Source organism: Janthinobacterium sp. GW823-FHT03B06, assembly GCF_058796955.1.
The window spans coordinates 371,014-393,079 of record NZ_JBXAJE010000005.1; the positions used below are offsets into that span (position 1 = coordinate 371,014).

A 22,066-nucleotide genomic window follows, 5' to 3' on the forward strand; every position below is an offset into this window, starting at 1 on the left:
CTTTGAGCAGTTACTCTCCACGGCTTCAACCCCACCTTAGCCGAGGAATGCATGAATACTGCTGTAACGTCGACCCCGAAACTGACCCTGCTGGCCATCGCCGCCGGCCTGGCCCTGGCCGCTTGCGGCGGCAGCGATAATCCGCCGGCGGAGCCTTCCAAGCCCGTGGCGCAGACGGGTGTGTTCCTCGACGGCGCGGTGGAAGGACTCGATTATGTGGCCGGCAGCGCCCCCAAGGCCAGCACCAATGCCAAGGGCGAATTCATTTGCAACCCGGGCGAGACGGTAGCCTTCAGCGTGGGCGGCCTGGCCCTCGGTTCGGCCCCATGCGGCGCCGTCGTCACGCCGCTGGCGCTGGCCGCCAGCACGAATGTGGCGGATGACAAGGTCGTCAACCGCCTGCTGGCGCTGCAACTGCTCGACGACGACAGCGATCCGTCGAACGGCATCAAGCTGACGGCCGAAGTGAAGGCCGCGCTGGCCGGCAAGACACTGGACTTTGCCACCGCCCCGGCCGTCTTCAACACGGCCCTGGCCGCGCACCTGGCGTCGGTAGGCGGAAAATTCGCCGGCCGCACGGTCGATGCCGAACGCCGCGCCCTCGTGCGCGAGCATTTCGAGGACACCCTCGCTTCGAAGGCGGGCGCGCCCGTCAACGAGGCGCTGACACAGGCCAATCCTGTCGGCGAAGTGAAAGTCACCGTGACGCGCTACCAGATCCAGGCGGCCGACAAATTCTACGTGCCGTACGAAGGCGCGAATGCGAAAATCAAGGGAGAATTCCCGAACGGCTTCCTGCCGTCGTACGGCTCGGGCCTGGCCTACAAGGGCAAGAACGCGGCGGGCGACCTGGAATTCTATGGCTTGACGGACCGCGGCCCGAACGGCGACGGCCCGCTGGTGCCCGATCCATCGGGCAAGGGCACCATCGGCAGCAAGATCTTCCCGTCACCCAGTTTTGCGCCTTCGTTCGGCGTGATCACGGTCGGCAAGAACGGCGCCGTGCTGGGTTCGTCGACGCCGATCAAGGTGTCGGCCACCGTCAACAGCTCGGGCTTGCCCGTGCCCGTGGGCGCGGTCGGCAATTCTGCCGAGATTCCCGTCATGGATGCGATGAAGTTCGACGCCGCCGGCAAGGCCGTCTTCAACGCGGGCGGCCTCGATTCGGAAGCCATCGTCGTCGATGCCAAGCGCAATGCGCTGTGGGTGTCCGACGAATACGGTCCCTTCATCGTCAGGATCGATGCGGCCACCGGTATCATCCAGGCCAAGTACGAGCCGGGCAAGGGCTTGCCGGCGCTGTTCGCCAAGCGCCGCGCGAACCGCGGCATGGAAGGCATGACCTTAGATACGAGCAACGACAAGCTGTACGCCTTCCTGCAAAGCCCTCTGTCCGACGGCACGGCACCATATTCTGTGACGAAGAAGAATGAACAGGTCGAGCGCTTTGCCCGCTTCACGCGCTGGATCGAATTCGACCCGGTGACGGGCACCAGCGGGAAGATGTACGCGTATCCGCTCAACGCGGCCGACTACCAGGATGGCCGCACGGGCAACGCCAAGCTGGGCGACATGGTGGCGCTGGGCGGCGGCAAGTTCCTCGTCATCGAGCAGGGCGCCGCACCGTCGGGCAAGGTCTTCAACAAGCTGATGCTGGTCGAACTGAAGGGCGCCACCGACATCGCGGCCGCCGCCTTCAACGCGACGACGTCCGACCTGGAGAAGAGCAGCATGGGCGGCGCCGCCGTCAATGGCGCCGACTGGGCCGCTGTCACGCCGCTGAAGAAAACGCTGCTGCTGGACTTGAACGCCATCGGCTGGGCGGCGGAAAAGGCAGAAGGCCTGACCCTGATCGACGACTCCACCATCGCGCTGGCCAACGACAATGACTTCGGCCTGAAAACCAAGCTCTTCGACGCGAATGGCGTGGAAGTGGCGGACGCCGACGTGACCAAGTGCACGGTCGATGCCAATGGCACCATCGTCACGAGCAGCGCGGCCGGCTGCAATGCCGCCAACACCATCCGCGTGGCGCGCGGCGACGACCGCGAGCGTCCTAGCCGTTTGTGGATCGTGAAGTTCGCCAAGGCGCTCAATAGCTATTGAGCGGGAGCGGTGGTGATGTCGGATTACGCACCGCTGCGCGGCGCTAATCCGACCTACAAAACAAAAAATCGCGCGGTGCAGAGATGCACCGCGCGGTTTTTTTAACCCCTGAAGGCGAAGTACCGGGGTCGGACCCTGAGGGGCCGACCCCAGCCTTTGCGCTGCGGGTTATTTCTTTGCTGCGGGTTATTTCTTTGTATACGTATTCAACCAATCGAGCACCGTGTGATGCCACAGCAGCGAGTTCGCCGGCTTCAGCACCCAGTGGTTTTCGTCCGGGAAGACCAGCAGCTTGCTCGGGATGCCGCGGCGCTGCAGCGCCGTGAAGGTGCCCAGGCCTTGCGCGGTGGGGATGCGGAAGTCCAGGTCGCCCTGCACCACCAGCATCGGCGTCTTCCAGTTCTTCACGAAGTTGACGGGGTTGAACTGCTCGTGCTTGGCTGGCGCATCGTAATAGGTACCGCCGTTTTCCCACTCGGTGAACCACAGTTCTTCCGTCGCGTAAGCCATGCCGCGGTTGTCGAACACGCCGTCGTGGTTGACCAGGCACTTGAAGCCGTCCGGCCAGTTACCGGCGATCCAGTTCATCATGTAGCCGCCGTAGGACGCGCCCAGCGCGCAGCTGCGCTCGCGGTCCAGCCACGGGAACTTCTTGGTGGCCGCTTCCAGACCCTTCTGCAGGTCGACCAGCGGCTTGCCGCCCCAGTCGCCGCTGATGGCATCCGTGAATTTCTGGCCATAGCCGGTGGAACCGTGGAAGTCGATGAAGACGGTGGCGTAGCCGGCGCCCGCATACACTTGCGGATTCCAGCGGTAGCTCCAGCTGTTGCCGAAGCTGCCTTGCGGGCCGCCGTGCACCAAAAAGGCGATCGGATACTTTTCGCCGGCCTTGGCGTTCCATGGCTTCATGACGTGGCCGTAGACGGTTTCGCCATCCGCGCCCGCGAACGAGAACTGCTCATATTCGCCGAAGCGCACGTTGGCCAGCGCTGCCGCATTCTGTTTCGTCAGCTGCACCATCGGTGCCGATTCGGACTTCGCGTCGAGCTTGCGCGTGTACAGCTGCGCGCCCGAGGCCAGGTTCGCTTGCGTCAGCACGATGGTATTGCCGCGCACGTCGAAGTCGCCCACGGCGCCTTTGCCCGTCAGCGCGTTGACCTTGCCGCTGGCCGCGTCGATGTGGAACAGACGGTGCTGGCCCACGTCATCGGCGGCGACGAGGAAGGCCTTGCCGTCCGGCGTCCAGCGGAAATCGGCCACGGAACGGTCCCAGTCGTCGGCCACGGTGCGCTTCTTGCCCGTGGCGACATCCATCAGCACCAAATGAAAACGGTCCGCTTCGAAGCCAGGCTTGGTCATGGCGACATACGCGAGGGTGCGGCCGTCCGGCGAATAGCTGGCTTTCGCATCCCAGGCCGGATTGTCGGCCGTGAGGTTGCGCGGCGCCTGGCCGCCGGCGGCAGGAATCGTGTAGACGTCGAAATTGGTCGACCACGATTCCGTGCGGCCGGCCACGCGCACGGAGAAGGCCACCGTCTTGCCGTCCGGGCTGAAGTGGTATTCGCCGTTGTCGCCGAATGGCTTCGATGGCGCGTCGCCATCGAGGGTGCCGCTCAGGCTCACGGGCGCGGCGCTGACCTTGCCGGCCGCGTCGATCGGTGCCGAATACAGCGCATTGCGGCGGCCATCGGCCCAGGTATCCCAGTGGCGCACGAACATCTGGTCGTAGACCATGCCGCTGGCCTTGTTTTTCGCTTTTTCATCGAGGCGCTTCCTGGTGCAGGCGATGTCCGCGCAATCGAGGAAGACGCCCATGCTGAAGGCCAGGCGGTCGCCCTGCGGCGACAGGCGGTAGGTATCGACGTCCAGCGCCAGGTCGGTGACCTTGGCCGCTTCGCCGCCGTTCAGGGGCAGCTGCCACACTTGCGAGGAGCCGGAGCGGCCCGAGAGGAAGTAGATGGCGTCGCCGTTCGGCGACCATTGCGGATCGCTGGCGCTGGCGTCGCCGCGCGTGAGCTGGCGCGGCGCCGCGTTCGGCGCGCGCAGGTCGATCATCCACAGCTGCGTGTTGCCGCGGTTTTTCTCCAGGTTGGTCGTGCGCACCGTGTAGACGACGCGCGTGGCGTCCGGCGACAGCACGGGGCTGCCCACCCGTTCCATGGCGACCATGTCTTCCACGGTGAAGCCGCGCGGCGCGGCCAGCGCCGATTCCGCAGCAACGGCGGTGGTGGCCATGGCGGCACTGAATGCTCCCAAGAGCAGCAGACGTAAACTCATTAAAACTCCCAATGTTATTGCGACGTTGTTGATGTGATATGAACGTGGCCGGCTGTACCGCCGGCAGCCCGACATCATAGCAATAAAGACGCGCCCGCTGCGGGAGTTGACCGCCGGTTAGCCGGCCGGAACTGCCAGTTGGTCGAGCGCCACGTGGCCCAGGAAACCGCCCCGGCTGGCGGCCGGCAAGCCCGCCTCGATGGCGTGGGCAAAGCGGATGCCGGGGTCCTGTTCCAGCGCCGCCAGCACGCGCGCCACGTGCGGATAGTCGCTTAGCCGCGCCAGCTGCAGCGGTTCGGCCCAGCGCGCCGTGGCGGCCAGGTAGGCGTCGGCAATCGTCGGCGCGGCATCGGAAGCGAGCCAGGCGCGGCCTTCAAGCAGGCGTTCCAGGTGCGCCAGGCTTTTGTTGACCTTCTCGACGGCCATTTCGCGCCAGACGGCCGCGCGCGCATCGTTTTCTGCCGCGCGCGACGCCTGGAAGGCGGGCATGAAGGCCGCGTGGAAGGTCGTGTGCAGAAACGACAGCGCGCTGTTCAGGCGGTCGCAGGCGGGCGTGCCCTGCGCAAAGCCCAGGCCGCTGTCCGGCGCGCGGGCGGCGATATGCAGCAGGATCGCCATGCTTTCCAGCAGCGGCGTGCCCGCGTGCGTGAGCAGGGCCGGCGTCTGGCCCAGGGGATTGATGGCGAGAAAGGCCGGATGCTGCTTGCTGGCCGGGTCGCGCGCTTCCACGCGGGCCAGGCGATACGGCAAGCCGCTCCATTCGAGGGCGGCGATGGCGGCAAACGAGCAGCCGAACGGCACGCTGTAGATCAGGGTGGTTTCCATGCTGGAGTTCCATTCAGGTGAGGGAAGGGCAGTCTAGTCGCTGCGGTTACTATTTGGAAGAAGGCAGAATAATGTGGTATAGGTACATTTTTTATACCAGATAGGGATCGCCATGAAGGACAATGTCTCCGGCTGCGCCGTGGAAGAAGCCATGCGTTTACTGGGCGGGCGCTGGAGGGCGGTGCTGCTCAGCTATCTGATGGCGGGGCCGAAGCGCTTCAGCGAAATCCGCCGCGCCGTGCCGAATATCTCGCAGCGCATGCTAACCCTGGACTTGCGCGCGCTGGAGGAGGCGGGCTTGCTGACGCGCACGATCTATGCGGAAGTGCCCGTCAAGGTGGAATACCAGCTGACGGACGAGGGCATGCGCTTGCGCGAGCTGGTCGAGATGCTGCGCGCCATCGGCCTGCGCCTGCGCGGACAGGCGGACGGGGGCGGCGCCTTTCTCGCGCCCGAGGCAGGGAACATGTCTGTATAGAAACAGCTGTTTTTATGCAAAGTGCTAGACTGCCGGCCTTTGATCACTACTTTTGACACCCATGCGCCTGACTACCCTCGCCCTGACCGCCGCCGCCCTGTTCGCCGCCTTGCCGGCCCAGGCCGCTACCATGCCCACGCTCGAACACATCCAGGCCGCCGTGCAGGCGGGCGTGGCCAAAACGCAAGCCAGGATGCAATCGTCGATACCGGTTCCCATTCCCGTCAAGGCCACCAGCCTGCAGGGTTGCCAGGATTCGCAGGAAGTGCCGGGCGAGGTGGTGTGTCTGGTCGGCATGAGCGCCGGCATGCGCGACGGTTTTATGGTCTTGCCGCTACATAACGATAACGGCACCTGGGTCGGCGTCGAGCGCAAGGATGCCAAGTTTGCGGGACCGTCGCCGGCCGAGGCGCAAGCGATGATACGCGCCTGGGCCAAGGAAGAAGTGGCGCGCAATCCGGAGGCGGCCAAGGACGTGCAGATGCAGGAAGCGCAAAGCACCATGCAGGTCAAGGCCGTCAACGAGTGCGACGTCAAGCGCAAGACGGGCTACCTCGTGTGCGATACGCAATTGAGCGTGCCGAGCCGTCCGGAAGGCATCAAGACGGAACTGACCTTCATGCTGGAAAACGCCGGCTGGCGCTACGTGCCGCGCTAAGCTGCCGGGCGCCACCCCGCTCGCCCAGCGGCCTGACATTCCTTTCTGCATAGCACCAGCCCCACTTCGGGGCGTCTGGCGCTCACGCACTTCCCTCCTGCACGTCCAGCCTGCGTGGCGGCCTATGCGGCCGCCGGCAGGCATATCGCATCCCTCATCAGCACCAGACATACAGTTCAGCGTAGGCAATATGGCTGAATTGATATATTTGTTGATTCAATATTTTATGAAATGAAAATGATAGAATTGGTGATTATTTTTATTTATGTTGTGATTCTGCCATATAAAACAATATATTTGCTGTAATCGTTATTTTTGGCGTATGATATTGATAATGCGCAAGTAAATGCTGCGATCTGAATGTCTGGAGAACCGCCGTGCTGAAAAAAATAACGAGTAGCGAACTGATGCTGGGAATGTATGTCGAACGTCTGGGCCGTTCCTGGCTCGATACCCCTTTCTGGACGCGTTCTTTCTTGCTGGAGTCGCCGGCTGACCTCGAGCGTATCCGCTCGGCACGCCTGTGCGAAGTGTGGATCGACACGACGCGCGGGCAGGCGCCGCAAGTCGCGCCGCCCGCCGCGCCGCCTGCCGCGGCAGGCGCTCCCGCGGCCGCGCCAGCGACGGTGCCCGCAAGCAAAACCGTCGCCGATCCGGGCCCGCCCCGCTCGCGCGAGGAGGAGCTGGCGCGCGCCCGGCGCCTGATCGAACGCTCGCGCCAGGCCGTGCAGACGATGTTCGACGAGGTGCGCATGGGCAAGGCCTTGTCCGCGGCGCAAGCTTACGAACTGGTCGACGATATTGCCGCCTCGATGCAGCGCGGCGGCGACGTCCTGCTGGGCCTGGCGCGCCTGAAATCCGCCGACAATTACACGTATATGCACTCGGTGGCCGTATGCGCGCTGATGACGGCGCTGGCCAGGGAGCTGGGCCTGGCGCCCGAGCAGGTGCGCTCGGCCGGTCTGGCGGGCTTGCTGCACGATATCGGCAAGATGGCCGTGCCGTCCGCCATCCTCAACAAGCCGGGCAGCCTGAGCGAAGCGGAATTTTCCTCCGTGCGCGCCCATCCGGCCGCCGGCCACCGCATGCTGCAGGAAGTGGGCGAGATCGACCCGGTGGCGCTCGACGTGTGCCTGCACCACCATGAAAAACTCGATGGCAGCGGCTACCCCAAGGGGCTGCGCGGCGAGGAAATCAGCCTGTTTGCGCGCATGGGCGCCATCTGCGACGTGTACGACGCGATCACCTCGAACCGGCCGTACAAGCAGGGCTGGTGCCCGGCCGATTCGCTGCGCCGCATGGCAGGCTGGCGCGGCGGGCACCTGGACGCGCAACTGTTTGCCGCCTTCGTCAAATGCCTGGGCATCTATCCGCTGGGCACCCTGGTGCGGCTGCAGTCGGAGCGCCTGGCCGTGGTGGTGGGACAGTCGCCGGGCAAGCCGCTGACCCAGCCCACCGTGCGCGTGTTTTTTTCCATCCGCGCCGGCACCTGCATCGTCCCGACTCTGCTCGATCTGGCCGCGCCGGGCTGCCAGGAGCGCATCGTTTCCACGGAAAGCGCAGCCCAGTGGCGCCTGCAGGACATCGACCGTTACTGGGCCGGCGAACCTGCCGTGGCATGACGGCCGGCAGGGCCGTAATAAAGTGCATTTTGTTAATAATAAAATATTAAAATAATGGTGCCAGTGCCGTGCCCGCTTTGCTGGCTGGCGACCGTTCCTTGTCCGCAAACCCGTCACCGTACGGGCTACTTTTGAGGATGTGACCATGCGACTCAATCTTCCCGTCAGCGATACCGAAATCACACTGAGCGATAGCGAGACCATCGTCTCGACTACTGACTTGCAAGGCAATATCACCTATGCCAACCCGTATTTCATCGCCGTCAGCGGTTACAGCGCGGAAGAATTGATCGGCGCGCCGCAAAACATCCTCCGGCATCCGGACATGCCGGCCGAAGCGTTCGCCGATTTCTGGGCGACCATCCGCTCGGGACGCTCGTGGAGCGGCATGGTGAAAAACCGCTGCAAGAGCGGCGATTATTACTGGGTGCTGGCGAACGTGACGCCGGTGGTCGAAGACGGCGTGGCCGTCGGCTACATGTCCGTGCGCACCAAGCCCACGCGCCAGCAAGTGGCGCAGGCGTCCGCCCTGTATGCGCGCATCAAAGCGGGGCAGGCCGACGGCATCGTCATCAGCCAGGGCGCGGCCGTGCGCACGGGCTGGCTGGCCAGGCTGGCGCGCTTGCGCGACCTGCCGCTGGGCCAGCGCATCGGCTGGAACCTGGGCCTGCTGAGCCTGGTATTACTGCTGCAACTGGCGTGGAATGCGGGCGCGTTGCCGGCTGCGGCCCACGGCTGGCTGACGGGCCTGTCCGTGCTGGCCTTGTGCGCGACCCTGTATTTCTGGCACAGCTTGCACCGCGCCGTGCTGCAACCGCTGCAGCGGGCGCGCCAGGCCTGCGACGTGATGGCGGGCGGCGACCTGACGGGCGAGCTCGACACCACGCGGCGCGACGAGATGGGACAGTTGCTGCGTTCCTTGCGCCAACTGCGCGTGAACCTGCATTCCATCGTTGGCGACGTGCGCGGCAATTTCCTGCGCATCAGCATGGCCAGCCAGGAAATCGCCGCCGGCAATATGGATTTGTCCGGCCGCACGGAAGCGCAGGCCTCGGCCCTGCAGCAGACGGCGTCGAGCATGGAGCAGCTGGCGGCCACGGTGCAGCAAAATAGCGGCAACGCCGTGCAGGCCAGCGACATGGCGGGCAAGGTGCACGGCCTGGCAGGGCGCGGCGGCGAAATCGTCGGGCAGATGGTCCGCATGATGGAGGGCATTAACGTCTCGTCGAAGAAGATCGGCGACATCACGGGCATTATCGAAGGCATCGCTTTCCAGACGAATATTCTGGCCTTGAACGCGGCCGTCGAAGCGGCGCGCGCGGGCGACCAGGGGCGCGGTTTTGCCGTCGTGGCGGGCGAAGTGCGCAGCCTGGCCCATCGCAGCGCGGCGGCCGCCACGGAAATCAAGCAATTGATCACGGCGTCGCTGGAGCAAGTGCAGGCGGGCGCGAAGCTGGCGCAGCAGGCGGGCGTCAGCAGCGCCGAAATGCTGGGCGCCGTGCAGGGCGTGCACGGCATCATGGAAGAGATCGCCTCGGCCTCGCGCGAGCAAAGCCATGGCATCGGCCAGGTCAACATGGCCGTCACGCAAATGGATGAAGTGACGCAACAGAACGCGGCGCTGGTCGAGGAATCGGCGGCCGCCTCCGCATCGCTGCAAGACCAGGCCTTGCAGCTGGAGCAAGCGATGGCCCTGTTCAAGCTGGAGCGGCGGCGCGGCGGCCCGCCCGCGCCCGCGCCGGAGCGCCGCGTTACAGCAGGCGCTCTGACAGCGCCTTGAAGGCAACCTTGGGCACGAGGAAGGCAAACGGCTTCGATACGGGCGGCAACTGCCCCAGCAAGCCGCAGTCGGCGCGCAAGGCTGTCAGCGCTTGCACTTGATCCACATCAACGGGCAAGTCGATTTCGCCGAAGACCAGCTTGCCGTTGCGCGGCACGTGCGCGATGGCCGCATCCTGGCAAGCGAGGAAAGCGACGGCGTCGCGCCAGTTGCCGAACAGTTGCTGCCATTCGGCATCGAGGCCATGCGCCGCCGTGATGGCCGCCTGCACATCGAGCGCCGGAGCGCTGCCGGCGCCGCTGGCAATGCTGCAGCGGGCCTGCGTGGCCGTGACCTCCAGCGCCATGCCGGCGGCCAGGTGCGTGGGCAGGATATCGCTGAACAGGCGCGTGCCCAGCGCATGCGGCAGGCTGGCCATGATGTTTTTCAAAAAATACACGCAAGGCACATCCGGTGCGCCCGCTGGCGTGCGCTCCAGGTACAGGCGCCAGTTGCTTTGCAGGGGAGACGGCAGCAACCGGCGCAGCGGGCCGAGCAGGGCAGGGCCGAAATGCCCGTGGCGGTAGGTCAGCACGGTGAATGGCGTCTTGCCGTCGCGCTGCCACAGGGCCACGCTTGGCGGCAATAAGTTCTGCGCGGCAGCGGCGTCGACCAGCCAGCTTACGTAGACGACGTCGCGCACGTCGCTGTGCAGGGTCAGGAAGGGCAGGCGCGACATGACGGCCTGGCGTAGCTTGGCGAAATGCGTGCAGTTGGCGAGCGCGGCAAACACGCGCCCCGGCCAGCCCGCGCGCGGGTGGCGGTAAGTGTTGTCTTGCAATTGAGAACTTTCGGGGAAAAACTGAGGGGTAACACTCACGCAACAGCGCCCGTCCACATCATCGCGAGCGGCAGCGATGTGTGGCCGAGACGCGCAGCTGTGCTGGAGCACAGCGAGCATCGCAGGCCGCACAGGGCGCCGCGCAGCCGATGTGGGCGGGCGTCACTATTACTGCATATGCCAGCCGTGGCTGACGACGATCGATTGTCCGCTCAGGGCGTTCGACGGGAAGGCGGCCAGGAAGATGGCCGTTTGCGCCACGTCCTGCGTGGTGGTGAATTCGCCGTCAATCGTGTCTTTCAACATCACTTTCTTGATTACGTCTTCTTCGCTGATGTTCAGCTGGGCCGCCTGTTCGGGGATTTGCTTGTCGACCAGCGGCGTGCGCACGAAGCCGGGGCAGATGACGTTGGCGCGGATGCCGTCTTTCGCGCCTTCCTTGGCCACCACCTTGGCCAGGCCCAGCAAGCCGTGCTTGGCCGCCACGTAGGCGCTCTTGAACGGCGAGCCTTCGTGCGAGTGCACGGAACCCATGTAGATGATGGCGCCGCCGCGGCCCGCCTTGATCATTTCGCGCATGCAGGCGCGCGTGGTGAGGAAGGCGCCGTCCATGTGAATGGCCAGCATCTTTTTCCACTGGTCGAACGGGTAATCGACGACGGGGCTGATGATCTGGATGCCCGCATTGCTGATCAGCACATCGATGCCGCCGAAGTGGGCCACGGCATCGGCCACGCCCTTGTCGACCTGTTCTTCGCTGGAGACATCCATGGCGACGGCAAACGCCTGGCCGCCCGCTTGCTTGATTTCCTCGGCCGTCTTGCTGGCCGCTTCCAGGACCAGGTCGGCGATGACGACCTTGGCGCCCTGTTTTGCGTATTCGATGGCCATTTCCTTGCCGATGCCACTGGCGGCGCCGGTAATCAGTGCGACTTTGTCTTTGAGTTGCATATTAATCCTTTGCATTGCGGGTTGGAGTGATCGTGGGAAGTCAGACTTTGCCAGTATAGCCAGAAAACGCGTCAGGCATGGCCCGCGCACGCCTGTAAGCCGGCTTGCTTTTCCTGTAATTGCTGCAGGCGCCAGGCGCCGGGATTGGTGCCTGACCAGGTGCGGAACGCGTGGTTGAACGCGCTTTGTTCCTGGTAGCCGAGCAGGAAGGCGATGTCGACCAGCGACAGGTCCGGCTCGCGCAGATAGTCGCGCGCCAGGCCATAGCGGGCCTGATCCAGCACGGCCTGGAAGCTGGTGCCCGCGTCGGCCAGCTTGCGCTGCAGGGTGCGCGGCGTGACGGCCAGTGCTGCGGCAACGGTGGCCAGCCGCGCCGAACCCTGACGCAAGCCTCCCACGATGGCCGCGTGCACCTGCGCATCGATGCCGGCGCCCGTGTCCGCTTCGGCCTCGCGCTGCGCCAGCAATTGTTCCGCATGCCGGCACAGCACGGGATACAGGCTGACGTCCGCGTTCGGCACGGGCCAGTCCAGCAATTGCGCGTCGAAGGTGGCCGTGTTGGCGGGGGCGTTGAAGGCGGGCAGGCTGCCCAGCACGCGCACGTATTCGTCGCGGTGCGCCGCATGGCGCAGCAAGTCGCCGCCGCCATCGTGGGTAAAGGCCAGCCGGGCCGGCGGCAGCGGCATGCCCGCCAGCCAGTCGCCGCACACCTTGACGCCGGCAAAGACGCTGTCGACCAGGTGCCGGCCGGCGCCCGGATAGTTGCTGGCCCAGCGGTAATGTGCGATGGCGCCGTCGCGCTGCAGGGTCGAGCGGCCCAGGTCGTGCGCCAGCCGTTCATAGCGGGCCGTCTGTTCCAGCGCCTGGCCCACGTTGCTGCAACTGAGCAAGATCAAGCCATACGCGCTGTACGTGCCCATGCGCACGCGCTGGCCCACGTGCAGGCCGAAATGCGCGTCGCCCGCCAGCAGCGCGCCCGCATCGAGCAGACGCACGTAGTCGCGCGCGGCCAGGCTGGCTGCGGACGCTTCCAGGCCGTGCGGCGCCACGCCGGCCGCCTGCGCCAGGGTGACGCTATCGATGCCGTGGGCGCCGGCCGCTTCCAGCAGCGGCAGCAGATAGGCGCCGGCGACCCGGCCGTCAGTGCTTGTCATGATGGAACAATGCGATTGTCATGAAAAACCAATACCCTTCGTCTGTGGCGGCATATGCTATTGATCTAGCAAGAAAATCAGGCAAGAACAGTATAGCAAGCCGCCGTGGCGCGCAACTGGCCGAATACAGGGGATGTCCATGCAACGCTGGAATGGCTGGGGAGATGAAAGCATCGTGTATGCGCTGAACGAGGATGCGCTGGCATTCCTGCGCGAGCGCCTGGGGCCGGGCAGCGGCATAGCCGACGCCAGCTTCGACGACGCCTGCGCGCAGGTGCCCGCCTCGCGCCTGGCGCCGCATCCGCTGATCGACACCCGGCCTGCCACGCGCGTGCGTCATGCGCTCGGTCAAAGTCTGCCCGACTGGTTTAAATTACGCCACGGCCGCATCGGCGCGGTGCCCGACGGCGTGGCCTTTCCCGACAGCGCGCTGCAGGTGCGCCAGCTGCTCGCGTATGCGCGTCAGGCGTGCGTGACCGTCATTCCTCATGGCGGCGGCACCAGCGTGGCCGGGCATTTGACGGTGGCGGCGGGGCCGCGCCCCGTGCTGTCGATCAGTCTCGTGCGCCTGTGCGCGCTGGGCCACCTGGACCGCGAGGCGCAGCTGGCCACGTTCGGCGCGGGCGTGTATGGCCCCGACCTGGAGGCGCAGCTGCGCGCGCAGGGCTACACCCTGGGCCATTATCCGCAGTCGTTCGAGTATTCCACATTGGGCGGCTGGATCGCCACGCGCTCGTCGGGCCAGCAATCGCTGCGCTATGGCCGCATCGAGCAGCTGTTCGCGGGCGGCGAGGTGGAAACGCCGTCCGGCACCTTGAGCATCCCCACGTTTCCCGCCTCGGCGGCCGGCATCGACCTGCGCGAAATGGTGCTCGGCTCCGAAGGGCGGCTGGGCATCGTGACGCAGGCCACCGTGCGCGTTTCGCCGCTGCCGCCGTATGAGGCGTTCCACGCCGTGTTTTTCGCCGACTGGGGCCAGGCGCAGGCGGCCGTGCGGACGCTGGCCCAGTCACGCCTGTCCCTGTGCATGCTGCGCCTGTCGAACGCGGTCGAAACGCAAACCATGCTGACCCTGGCCGGCCATAAAAAACTCGTGGGACTGCTGGAAGGCTACCTGTCGCTGCGCGGCTGCGGCGAAGGCAAGTGCATGCTGATGCTTGGCGTCAGCGGCGACGAAAAACCGGCGCGCGCGGCCCTGCGCGGGGCGCTGGCGCTGGCGCGGCGGCACGGGGGCGTGCACGTGGGGCGCCACATGGGCGACAAGTGGAAGCAGGGACGCTTTCGCAACGTCTACCTGCGCAACGGCGCGTGGGAACACGGCTATGTCATCGACACGGTGGAAACGGCCGTCGACTGGCCGCGCGTGGCGCCCATGATGGCGGCGCTGGAGCAGGCGGGCGCCCGCGCGCTGGCGCAGCACGGCGAGCAGGTGCACGCGTACACGCATTTGTCGCACGTGTATGCGCAGGGCGCCAGCGTCTACACCACGTATGTGTACCGGCTGGCGTCCACGTATGAAGACAACATGGCGCGCTGGCGCAGTTTGAAAGACGCGGCCGGCGCCGCCATCGTCGCCAACGGCGGCACCATCAGCCACCAGCATGGCGTGGGCACGGACCACGCGCCGTGGCTGATGGCCGAAAAGGGAGAACTGGGCATCGCCGCCATGCGTGCGCTGCTGCGCCAGTTCGACCCGCAGGGCATGATGAATCCCGGCAAACTGCTGCCCGAGGCCGGAGGCCCATCGTGAACAGGGCGGATCTGCCTGGCGTCCTGGCGCGCGAGTGGGATGTGCTGATCGTCGGCGGCGGCATCACGGGCGCCGGCATCCTGCTGGAAGCGGCGCGGCGCGGCTTGAAGGCGCTGCTGGTGGAACAGCGCGATTTCGCCTGGGGCACGTCGAGCCGGTCATCAAAGCTGGTGCACGGCGGCTTGCGCTACCTGAAGCAGGGACAGTTCGCCATGACGCGCGAGTCGGTGCACGAGCGGGTAGCCTTGCTGGCGGATGCGGCCGGGCTGGTCGAGCCGCAAGGCTTCGCCTTCGGCGACTACGCGGGCAGGAAGCCGGGGCGGCACCAGTTCATGCTGGGCCTGGCCATCTACGACGTGATGGCGGGCAAGCGCGCGCGCCGCTATGTCGATGCGTCTGACTTTGCCATGCTGGCGCCGCACGTCCGGCGCGACGGGCTGCGGGGCGGCATGCTGTACCAGGACGCCAAGACGGACGACGCGCGCCTGGTGCTGCGCGTGCTGCAGGAGGCACGGCGTCATGGCGGCGTGGCCGTCAATTACCTGGGCGTGGCATCGCTGCTGCGCGAAGATGGCAAGGTCGCCGGCGCCACCTTGAACGATGCGGTCGATGGCGCGACATTCACCACGCGCGCGCGCCTGGTGATCAGCGCCACGGGCGCCTGGGCCGACGCCTTGCGCGGCCAGGTGGGAGAGCAGCCGAAACTGCGGCCCCTGCGCGGTAGCCATCTGCTGCTGCCGGCGTGGCGCTTGCCGCTGGCGCAAGCCGTCAGCCTGATGCACCCGCACGATGGCCGCCCCGTGTTTGCCTATCCGTGGGAGGGAGTGACCCTGGTGGGCACCACCGATGTCGACCACGGCGCCAGCCTGGACCTGGAACCGGCCATCACGCGCGGCGAACTCGATTACCTGCTGGCGGCGCTGCGCTGGCAATTCCCGCAGCTGGCGCTGGGCGAAGACGACGTGCTGGCCACGTTTGCCGGCGTGCGCCCCGTGATCGACAGCGGCCGGCTTGACCCGTCGAAGGAAGCGCGCGAACATGCGCTATGGCTGGAAAACGGCTTGCTGACGGTGGCGGGCGGCAAGCTGACGACGTTCCGCGTGATCGCCCTCGACGCCTTGCGGCGCGCCGCGCCGCTGCTGCCGGGTTGGCAGGCGGATTTGCGTCCGCTGCCGATTTTCGACGCCACGCCGCCCTTGTCGGGCAAGGCCTTGCTGCTCGACGGCGAGCAGCGCGAACGCCTGCTGGGCCGTCATGGCGCGGGGGCGCAGGCCCTGTGCGATGCGGCGCGGGACGGTGAACTCGAGCCGATTCCCGGCACGCAGACGCTGTGGGCGCAGCTGCGCTGGGGCGCGCGCATGGAAGACGTGCAGCACCTGGACGACTTGCTGCTGCGACGCACGCGCCTCGGTTTGCAGCTGGCCGGCGGCGCGCTTGCTATCATGCCGCGCCTGCGCGCCATCTGTCAGCATGAACTGGGCTGGGACGATGCGCGCTGGGAGGAAGAACAGCGGCGCTACCTGGCCTTGTGGTGCCGCCATTACAGCGTGCCGCAGGGCGATTGAAAAGCCATAAAAAATAAACAAGAGGAGAGCATCATCGACACGACCCTGTTTGGCCAGCCCCTGGCGCTGGGCGACGCCCGCATCACCTACGACAGCCTGTCGCCGCTGGACTTGCGCCAGCCCATCGATACCCTCGTCGACGACCTGGGCGAAGACCTGCTGCAAATCACGTGCGCGAATGGCGACATCGTCGACGTGGGCTGGTATCCGGCCTGGAGCGAACAGGGGCGCTTGCGCGTGGTGGCCGTGCGCGGGCAGGACTGGGAAGTGCCCGTCTTCAGCGCGCAGCCTGAAAAAGATCCGCAGGCGCTGCTGCAGGCGCTGCGCGCCGCGCTGGCCAGCCTGGCATAAGCGATGACCAGCGTCTCCGGCCAGGGGCCGTACATTCTTGCCATCGACAATGGCACGCAAAGCGTGCGCGCGCTGCTGTTCGACCGGGAGGGGACGCTGGCGGCGAAGGCGCAAGTGTTCCTCGAAGCGTATTACTCGGACCACCCCGGGTGGGCCGAGCACGACGCCGACGGCTACTGGCAAGCCGTGTGCGCAGCGTGCCAGCAGCTGTGGCGCAGCACGGACATCAATCAATCCTCGGTGGCCGGCGTGGCGGTGACGACGCAGCGCGGCACGGTGGTCAACGTGGACGAACACGGCGCACCGCTGCGGCCCGCCATCACCTGGCTGGACCAGCGCAGCACGCGCGACATTCCCCCGCTGGCGCCGTGGTGGCGCGCCGCCTTCCGCGCCACGCGCCTCGACGGCACGATCACGTACTTCCGCCGCGAGGCCGAGATCAACTGGATCGCGGCGCACCAGCCCGACATCTGGCGCCGCACGCACAAATTCCTGCTGCTGTCGGGCTTTTTGAATCACCGCCTGTGCGGAAAATATATCGATTCGACGGGCTCGCAGGTGGCGTACATCCCGTTCGACTACAAGCGCCATGCCTGGGCCGGGCGCTTCGACTGGAAGTGGCAGGCGCTGGCGATACAACGCTCGATGCTGCCGGAACTGGTGACGCCGGGCACGCGCATGGGCGCCATCACGGCGTCGGCCGCCGCGGCGACGGGCATCCCGGAGGGCACGCCCTTGCTGGCGGCGGCCGCCGACAAGGCGTGCGAAGTGCTGGGCGCCGGCTGCGTCGAACCGCACGTGGCGTGCCTGAGCTACGGCACCACGGCCACCATCAACACGACCAGCCGCAAGTACGTGGAAGTGACGCGTTTTATTCCGCCGTACCCGGCCGCCATGCCCGGCGCCTACAGCACGGAAGTGCAGATTTTCCGCGGCTACTGGATGGTCAACTGGTTCAAGGAGCAGTTTGGCGACCGCGAACGGGCGGCGGCTGCCGAGGATGGCATGGGCTTGTCTGCCGAAGCGCTGTTCGACCGCCTGGTCGAGGCCGTGCCGCCCGGCTCCATGGGTCTGATGCTGCAGCCGTACTGGAGTCCCGGCATCAAGGTGCCGGGGCCGGAAGCGAAGGGCGCCATGATCGGCTTTGGCGATGTGCACACGCGCGCGCACATCTACCGCGCCATCCTCGAAGGCCTCGCGTATGCGCTGCGCGAAGGCAAGGAGCGCATCGAGCGGCGCAGCGGCATCGCCATCACGGAGCTGCGCATCGCGGGCGGCGGCTCGCAAAGCGATGCGGCCATGCAGCTGACGGCCGACATCTTCGGCTTGCCCGCCGCGCGCGCCCACGTGTATGAAAGTTCGGGCCTGGGCGCGGCCATCGCCGCTAGCGTGGGCCTGGGCTGGCATGCAAACTTTCCCGCCGCCGTGCAAGCGATGACGCGCAGGGGCAAGGTCTTCCAGCCCCATCCCGAGCACCGTAAAATCTATGAGCAGCTGTACCGGCGCGTGTACAGCAAGATGTATGCGCGGCTGCAACCGCTGTACCGCGAGATCGCCGACATCACCGGCTATCCGGAGTAACTACGCCATCAATGCTATTGCGAATCATTCTCATCCAGTATATGATGTGTTCCGCATTTCACCAAGGCAACGTATCCCGGTGACTGCAGTGCGCCGCCGGCCATGCGCCGGCGGCGTGTCCGCGCGGGCAGGGTTCCGCCGCAACGCTTCCGTCAACGCCGCCGCTTGATCGTGCACCGCCTGTCCTCTGCCCAGCGTTTTTCATTCCACAAGCATCAAGCAAACCCAGGCAAGGATAGCGATGAAGAGCAGCAAACAACGATTGACCCCGCTGGCCGCCGCGCTGGCCCTGGCATTGGGCGGCGCGCACGGCCATGCGTGGGCGGCAGCGAAGGCGGACAAGGCCGATGCGGTACAGATGCCGGCCATCAGCGTGTTTGGCGACGCCATCAGCGCCGGCACGGCCGGACGCTCGTATATCACCAGCGCCGACATCGAACGCCAGCAGGCCGACAATGTCGCGTCCTTGCTCGACACCTTGCCTGGCGTGGACCTGGCCGGCACGGCCCGTCCCAGCGGCCAGAGCCTCAATATCTGGGGCTTCAACAAAGTGCAGGACGTGAAAGTCATCCTCGACGGCGTGCCCAAGGGTTTTGAAAAATACCGCCAGGGTTCCATCTTCATCGAGCCGGAACTGATCAAGCAGATCGAAGTGAACAAGGGCGCGCATACGAGCTTGTACGGCAATGGCGGCTTCGGCGGCGTCATCACGGTCGAGACCAAGGATGCGCAGGACTTGCTCGAAGGCGGCGAGAGCGTGGGCGCCATGCTCAAGTACTCGCGCCACTCGAACAATGCAGAAAACGACGCCACCGTGGCCGTCTACGGCCGCACGCAAGACGGCCGCTTCGACGCGATGGCCTTCACCACGCGGCGCAAGTCCGACGATTTGCGCAAGCCTGACGGCAAGCCATTCCGCTTTTCCGCCATCGACGCGCCATCGAGCCTGGCCAAGCTGAATATCCGGCTGACGCCGGAGCAGCTGCTGACCCTGACGGCGATGAAGAGCGGCAGTTCGGGCTGGGGCCCGTTCGCCGCCATGGGCGAGGACGTGCCCACGCCGACCGAGGCGGAAATCAAAAAATATGGACTGGAAGAGGCGTGGCAGCGCAAGGCCGTCTACCGCGACCAGGACGACGACACCTATTCCGTGAAGTGGCAGTACGCGCCGCAAGATAATCCATGGATCAAGCTGACGGCCAGCGCCGGCTATTCGCACACGGACCAGCATGACAAGCGCCTGCCATCGGCTTCGCCGGGTTCCTACCTGGGCTCCCTGGGCAACGAGAGCTGGGCCTCGTACGTGGACCGCATCGCGGAAGTGCGCAACGAAAGCGTGTTTGCGACGGGCGCCGTGTCGCACGTGCTGCAAACGGGCCTGCAATGGCACAAGAATGTGCGCGACACCCTGATGTACTACCCGTCGTCGACGGCGTTGAAGGACCCCAGCTACAACTACGGCTACTTCCAGCCCTACTACATGCCGGCCGGGCGCCAGGAAACGACGGGCCTGTATCTGCAGGATGCGATGACGTATGGCGACCTGACGCTGACGGCGGCCTTGCGCCACGACCGGGTCGTCTCCGAGGGCGTGCCGAACAAGGCGCCGCGCTACAACAGTCCGCTGGCGGCGGCCGGCCACGACTTCAGCGAAAAGGCGCACGAAGACTGGTCGCCCCGTCTGGGCCTGTTCTGGAAGGCGTCCGGCACGCTGGCCTTGTTCGGCGACTTGAGCCGCACCTGGCGCGCGCCCACGATCGACGAGATGTATTCGAACGAATACTATGTGTCGTCCAGGCTCGGTTCATCGACGCCGGGCACCAGCCGCGATCTGGCCGTCGAGCGCGTGACGGCCGTGCGCGCGGGCGCCATGCTGCACCGCCAGAACGTGTTCATGGAGCGCGACGACGCGCAGTTGCGCCTGACGGTCTACCGCAACCGTGTCAGCGACAATATCGGCCCGCGCCTGGGCGTGCTGGTCGAAGGCTACGAGCCGGGCTCGGGCAAGGTGCCGCCGGCGCTGTCCGACTACCGCAACCTGGCCGGTTTCCATACGCAGGGCGTGGAAGTGGAGTCCTACTACAATTCGCCGCGCCTGTTTGCCAGCGCCTCGCTGTCGAAGCAGCGCGGCACGCGCACCGGTTCCCAGCGCGACCCGTGGGGCCGGGACGAACCCGTGTCGACCATCGCGCCCGATAAATTGATGGCGGGCCTGGGCTGGCGCATGCCCGACCTGGGCGCCAGCATGGGCTGGCAGGGACGCTTCGTGGCGAAGCAGGAGCGCGTGCTGCCGGTGGGGAACGTGTACCGCCTGCCGCCGTCGAAAGGCTATGCGCTGCATACCCTGTTCGCGTCATGGAATGGCAGGCAGGGCGTGTGGCGCGGCACGGAGGTGCGGCTGACGGTCGATAATGTCTTCAACCGCAATTACATGCCCTACCTGAGCGAGGCGGTCACCGGTGTGGGGCGCAATGCGAAATTGAGCGTGTCGAGAAAATTCTGATTATTTCTGAAAATGGCGGGCCGGAGACGCGGGCCTGAGAAAATGCCGATGGCAGCGTTGCAGCTTCCTTGCCGTACATGCGTACTGTCTGCGTCGCTGCGCCTTGCCCTCGACATTTTTCAGGCCCGCTTGGCCCGGAGTGCCTTTGCATCGGGCGTGGGCCCACTCTTGGTTCGCGACATGTTTCGTTGAACTTCCAACTTCAAACGTCAACGTAAAACGATCGCCTTGACCGTTTCCCATGCCGTGCTGCCCGAGTGCGTGGCGCGGACCTGGTTGCGGCCCGCTTCCTTGGCCACGTACAGGGCGCGGTCGGCGGCGACGAACAGCGCTTCGCGGTCGTCCAGCTGGTGCGGGCGGATGGTCGCCACGCCGATGCTGACGGTGATCCACGGCGAGGTGGTGGAGCGCGGATGCGGCAGTCGCAGCGCTTCGATGCTGGCGCGGATGGCCTCGGCCAGGTGCAGGGCGCTGGCCGCGTCCGTATCGGCAAACAGCAGGACGAATTCCTCGCCGCCGTAGCGGGCCGCCAGGTCGCCGGAGCGGCTAGCATGCGCATCGATGGCTTGCGCCACCTGCTGCAGGCAGCTGTCGCCGGCCGGGTGGCCCAGGCTGTCGTTGTACAGCTTGAAGTGGTCGACGTCGAGCACCACCAGCGACAGGGCGCCGCCGCCGCGCACGGCGCGCTGCCACTCTTTTTCCAGGAAGCTGTCGAAATGCCGGCGGTTGGCTATTTGGGTCAGCGGATCGAGATAGGCGGCGCGCTGCAGCGCGTCTTCCGACTGCTTGTGGTGCGTGATGTCGTGCAGCAGGCCGATATACAGGGGCTGGCGCAGATACATGGGCGTCAGGGTCAGGTCCATGCTCAGCGCCGCGCCGTTGCGGTGGCGGATCGCCACTTCGCGCGTACCGTGGTTGTGCGCCTTTTCCGGATTGGCCGCGTGCATGGCGAAGTAGTCGAGGTATTCCTGCGTCACGAGGGGGCTGAGCAGCTCGCCGATGAAGCGCCCGGCCAGTTCGTTTTCGCGGTAGCCCAGGTACTGGTCGCAGGCCGGGTTGGTGTACTGGATGCGCCCGTTCGCCTCGATGATCAGCAAGCCCTCGGCCATGTTGTTGACGATGGTGCGCAGGCGCTCGGCCTGTTCCTGCTGGGTTTCATTGTTGCTGCGGATTTGCAGCTGGGCGCGCACGCGCGCGCGCACTTCGGCCATGCGCAGCGGCTTGCTGATGTAATCGACGGCGCCGCAGTCGAAGCCGGCCACCACGTCTTCCGTTTCCGTCCTGGCGCTCATGAAGATGACGGGGATGCGCTGCGTCAGCGGATGCTGCTTGAGGCGGCGGCACGTCTCGATGCCGTCCATGTCCGGCATCATCACGTCGAGCAGGATCAGGTCGGGCTGGGCGCGTTGGGCAATCGCCAGCGCCCGCTCGCCGGACGTGGCAACATAGGTTTGATAACCCTGTTCGCTCATCAGCTTGCGCAGCAGCTCAAGGTTGGCCGGCGCATCGTCGACAATCAAAATGGCGGCTTCATGCCGCTGGGAATGCTCCACACTGCCTGGACTCATTGCTTCCGGCCTTCTCGATGTACTCTGCGCTGCCAGCGTTTGCTGCATTTTCGGTGATGCTGACCGGGCTCAAATCT

16 protein-coding genes are annotated in these 22,066 nt (G+C 65.8%); 10 read left to right on the forward strand and 6 right to left on the reverse strand.

Annotated features, from left to right (window positions below):
- Positions 1–51: 51 nt before the first annotated feature.
- On the forward strand, positions 52–2,106 hold the full coding sequence (locus tag AC1RBA_RS19060) for an esterase-like activity of phytase family protein (RefSeq protein ID WP_492419583.1): 2,055 nt from the start codon (positions 52–54) through the stop codon (positions 2,104–2,106).
- Between the two features lie 186 nt (positions 2,107–2,292).
- Here AC1RBA_RS19060 and AC1RBA_RS19065 read toward each other — a convergent pair whose 3' ends face one another.
- Positions 2,293–4,383, reverse strand: a complete 2,091-nt coding sequence (locus tag AC1RBA_RS19065) for a S9 family peptidase (protein WP_492419584.1) — start codon at positions 4,381–4,383, stop codon at positions 2,293–2,295.
- 117 nt (positions 4,384–4,500) lie between these two features.
- On the reverse strand, positions 4,501–5,208 hold the full coding sequence (locus AC1RBA_RS19070) for a glutathione S-transferase family protein (protein WP_492405114.1): 708 nt from the start codon (positions 5,206–5,208) through the stop codon (positions 4,501–4,503).
- 112 nt (positions 5,209–5,320) lie between these two features.
- On the opposite strand from AC1RBA_RS19070, the gene AC1RBA_RS19075 reads away from it, so the two are divergent.
- The 4 genes from AC1RBA_RS19075 (at position 5,321) to AC1RBA_RS19090 (ending at position 9,746) form a co-directional block, all read left to right on the forward strand.
- Complete coding sequence (locus AC1RBA_RS19075; RefSeq protein ID WP_492405112.1) at positions 5,321–5,686, forward strand: winged helix-turn-helix transcriptional regulator; 366 nt, start codon at positions 5,321–5,323, stop codon at positions 5,684–5,686.
- Positions 5,687–5,747: 61 nt separating this feature from the next.
- Complete coding sequence (locus tag AC1RBA_RS19080) at positions 5,748–6,344, forward strand: hypothetical protein (protein WP_492419585.1); 597 nt, start codon at positions 5,748–5,750, stop codon at positions 6,342–6,344.
- 377 nt (positions 6,345–6,721) lie between these two features.
- Positions 6,722–7,966 carry a cyclic di-GMP phosphodiesterase gene (locus tag AC1RBA_RS19085; protein ID WP_492419586.1) on the forward strand — a complete coding sequence of 415 codons (1,245 nt, stop codon included), beginning with the start codon at positions 6,722–6,724 and terminating at the stop codon, positions 7,964–7,966.
- 145 nt (positions 7,967–8,111) lie between these two features.
- Positions 8,112–9,746, forward strand: coding sequence for a methyl-accepting chemotaxis protein (locus tag AC1RBA_RS19090; protein WP_492419587.1), 1,635 nt, complete (start codon positions 8,112–8,114; stop codon positions 9,744–9,746).
- Here the strand turns inward: AC1RBA_RS19090 and AC1RBA_RS19095 are convergent.
- From AC1RBA_RS19095 to AC1RBA_RS19105, 3 genes are all read right to left on the reverse strand, one after another.
- A complete protein-coding gene (locus AC1RBA_RS19095; RefSeq protein ID WP_492419588.1) occupies positions 9,718–10,566 on the reverse strand; it encodes a DUF2071 domain-containing protein in 849 nt (282 codons plus the stop codon). The two genes, AC1RBA_RS19090 and AC1RBA_RS19095, sit on opposite strands and share 29 nt — an antisense overlap.
- A 168-nt stretch (positions 10,567–10,734) precedes the next feature.
- A complete protein-coding gene (locus tag AC1RBA_RS19100; RefSeq protein WP_099410649.1) occupies positions 10,735–11,517 on the reverse strand; it encodes a 3-hydroxybutyrate dehydrogenase in 783 nt (260 codons plus the stop codon).
- 71 nt (positions 11,518–11,588) lie between these two features.
- Positions 11,589–12,671 carry an AraC family transcriptional regulator gene (locus tag AC1RBA_RS19105; RefSeq protein ID WP_492419589.1) on the reverse strand — a complete coding sequence of 361 codons (1,083 nt, stop codon included), beginning with the start codon at positions 12,669–12,671 and terminating at the stop codon, positions 11,589–11,591.
- A 139-nt stretch (positions 12,672–12,810) separates the two neighbouring features.
- On the opposite strand from AC1RBA_RS19105, the gene AC1RBA_RS19110 reads away from it, so the two are divergent.
- The 5 genes from AC1RBA_RS19110 (at position 12,811) to AC1RBA_RS19130 (ending at position 20,421) form a co-directional block, all read left to right on the forward strand.
- Positions 12,811–14,421 (forward strand): FAD-binding oxidoreductase, encoded by a 1,611-nt coding sequence (locus AC1RBA_RS19110; RefSeq protein ID WP_492419590.1) that lies wholly within the window; start codon positions 12,811–12,813, stop codon positions 14,419–14,421.
- Positions 14,418–15,986, forward strand: coding sequence for a glycerol-3-phosphate dehydrogenase/oxidase (locus tag AC1RBA_RS19115; protein ID WP_492419591.1), 1,569 nt, complete (start codon positions 14,418–14,420; stop codon positions 15,984–15,986). Before AC1RBA_RS19110 ends, AC1RBA_RS19115 begins: the two co-directional genes overlap by 4 nt.
- A 111-nt stretch (positions 15,987–16,097) precedes the next feature.
- A complete protein-coding gene (locus AC1RBA_RS19120) occupies positions 16,098–16,337 on the forward strand; it encodes a hypothetical protein (protein ID WP_492419592.1) in 240 nt (79 codons plus the stop codon).
- A gap of 3 nt (positions 16,338–16,340) precedes the next feature.
- Positions 16,341–17,918: an FGGY-family carbohydrate kinase gene (locus tag AC1RBA_RS19125; protein ID WP_492419593.1), complete on the forward strand. Its 1,578-nt coding sequence runs from the start codon at positions 16,341–16,343 to the stop codon at positions 17,916–17,918.
- Between the two features lie 241 nt (positions 17,919–18,159).
- Positions 18,160–20,421, forward strand: a complete 2,262-nt coding sequence (locus AC1RBA_RS19130; RefSeq protein WP_492405097.1) for a TonB-dependent hemoglobin/transferrin/lactoferrin family receptor — start codon at positions 18,160–18,162, stop codon at positions 20,419–20,421.
- 209 nt (positions 20,422–20,630) lie between these two features.
- Here AC1RBA_RS19130 and AC1RBA_RS19135 read toward each other — a convergent pair whose 3' ends face one another.
- Positions 20,631–21,989: a diguanylate cyclase gene (locus tag AC1RBA_RS19135; protein ID WP_492419594.1), complete on the reverse strand. Its 1,359-nt coding sequence runs from the start codon at positions 21,987–21,989 to the stop codon at positions 20,631–20,633.
- Positions 21,990–22,066 lie beyond the last annotated feature (77 nt).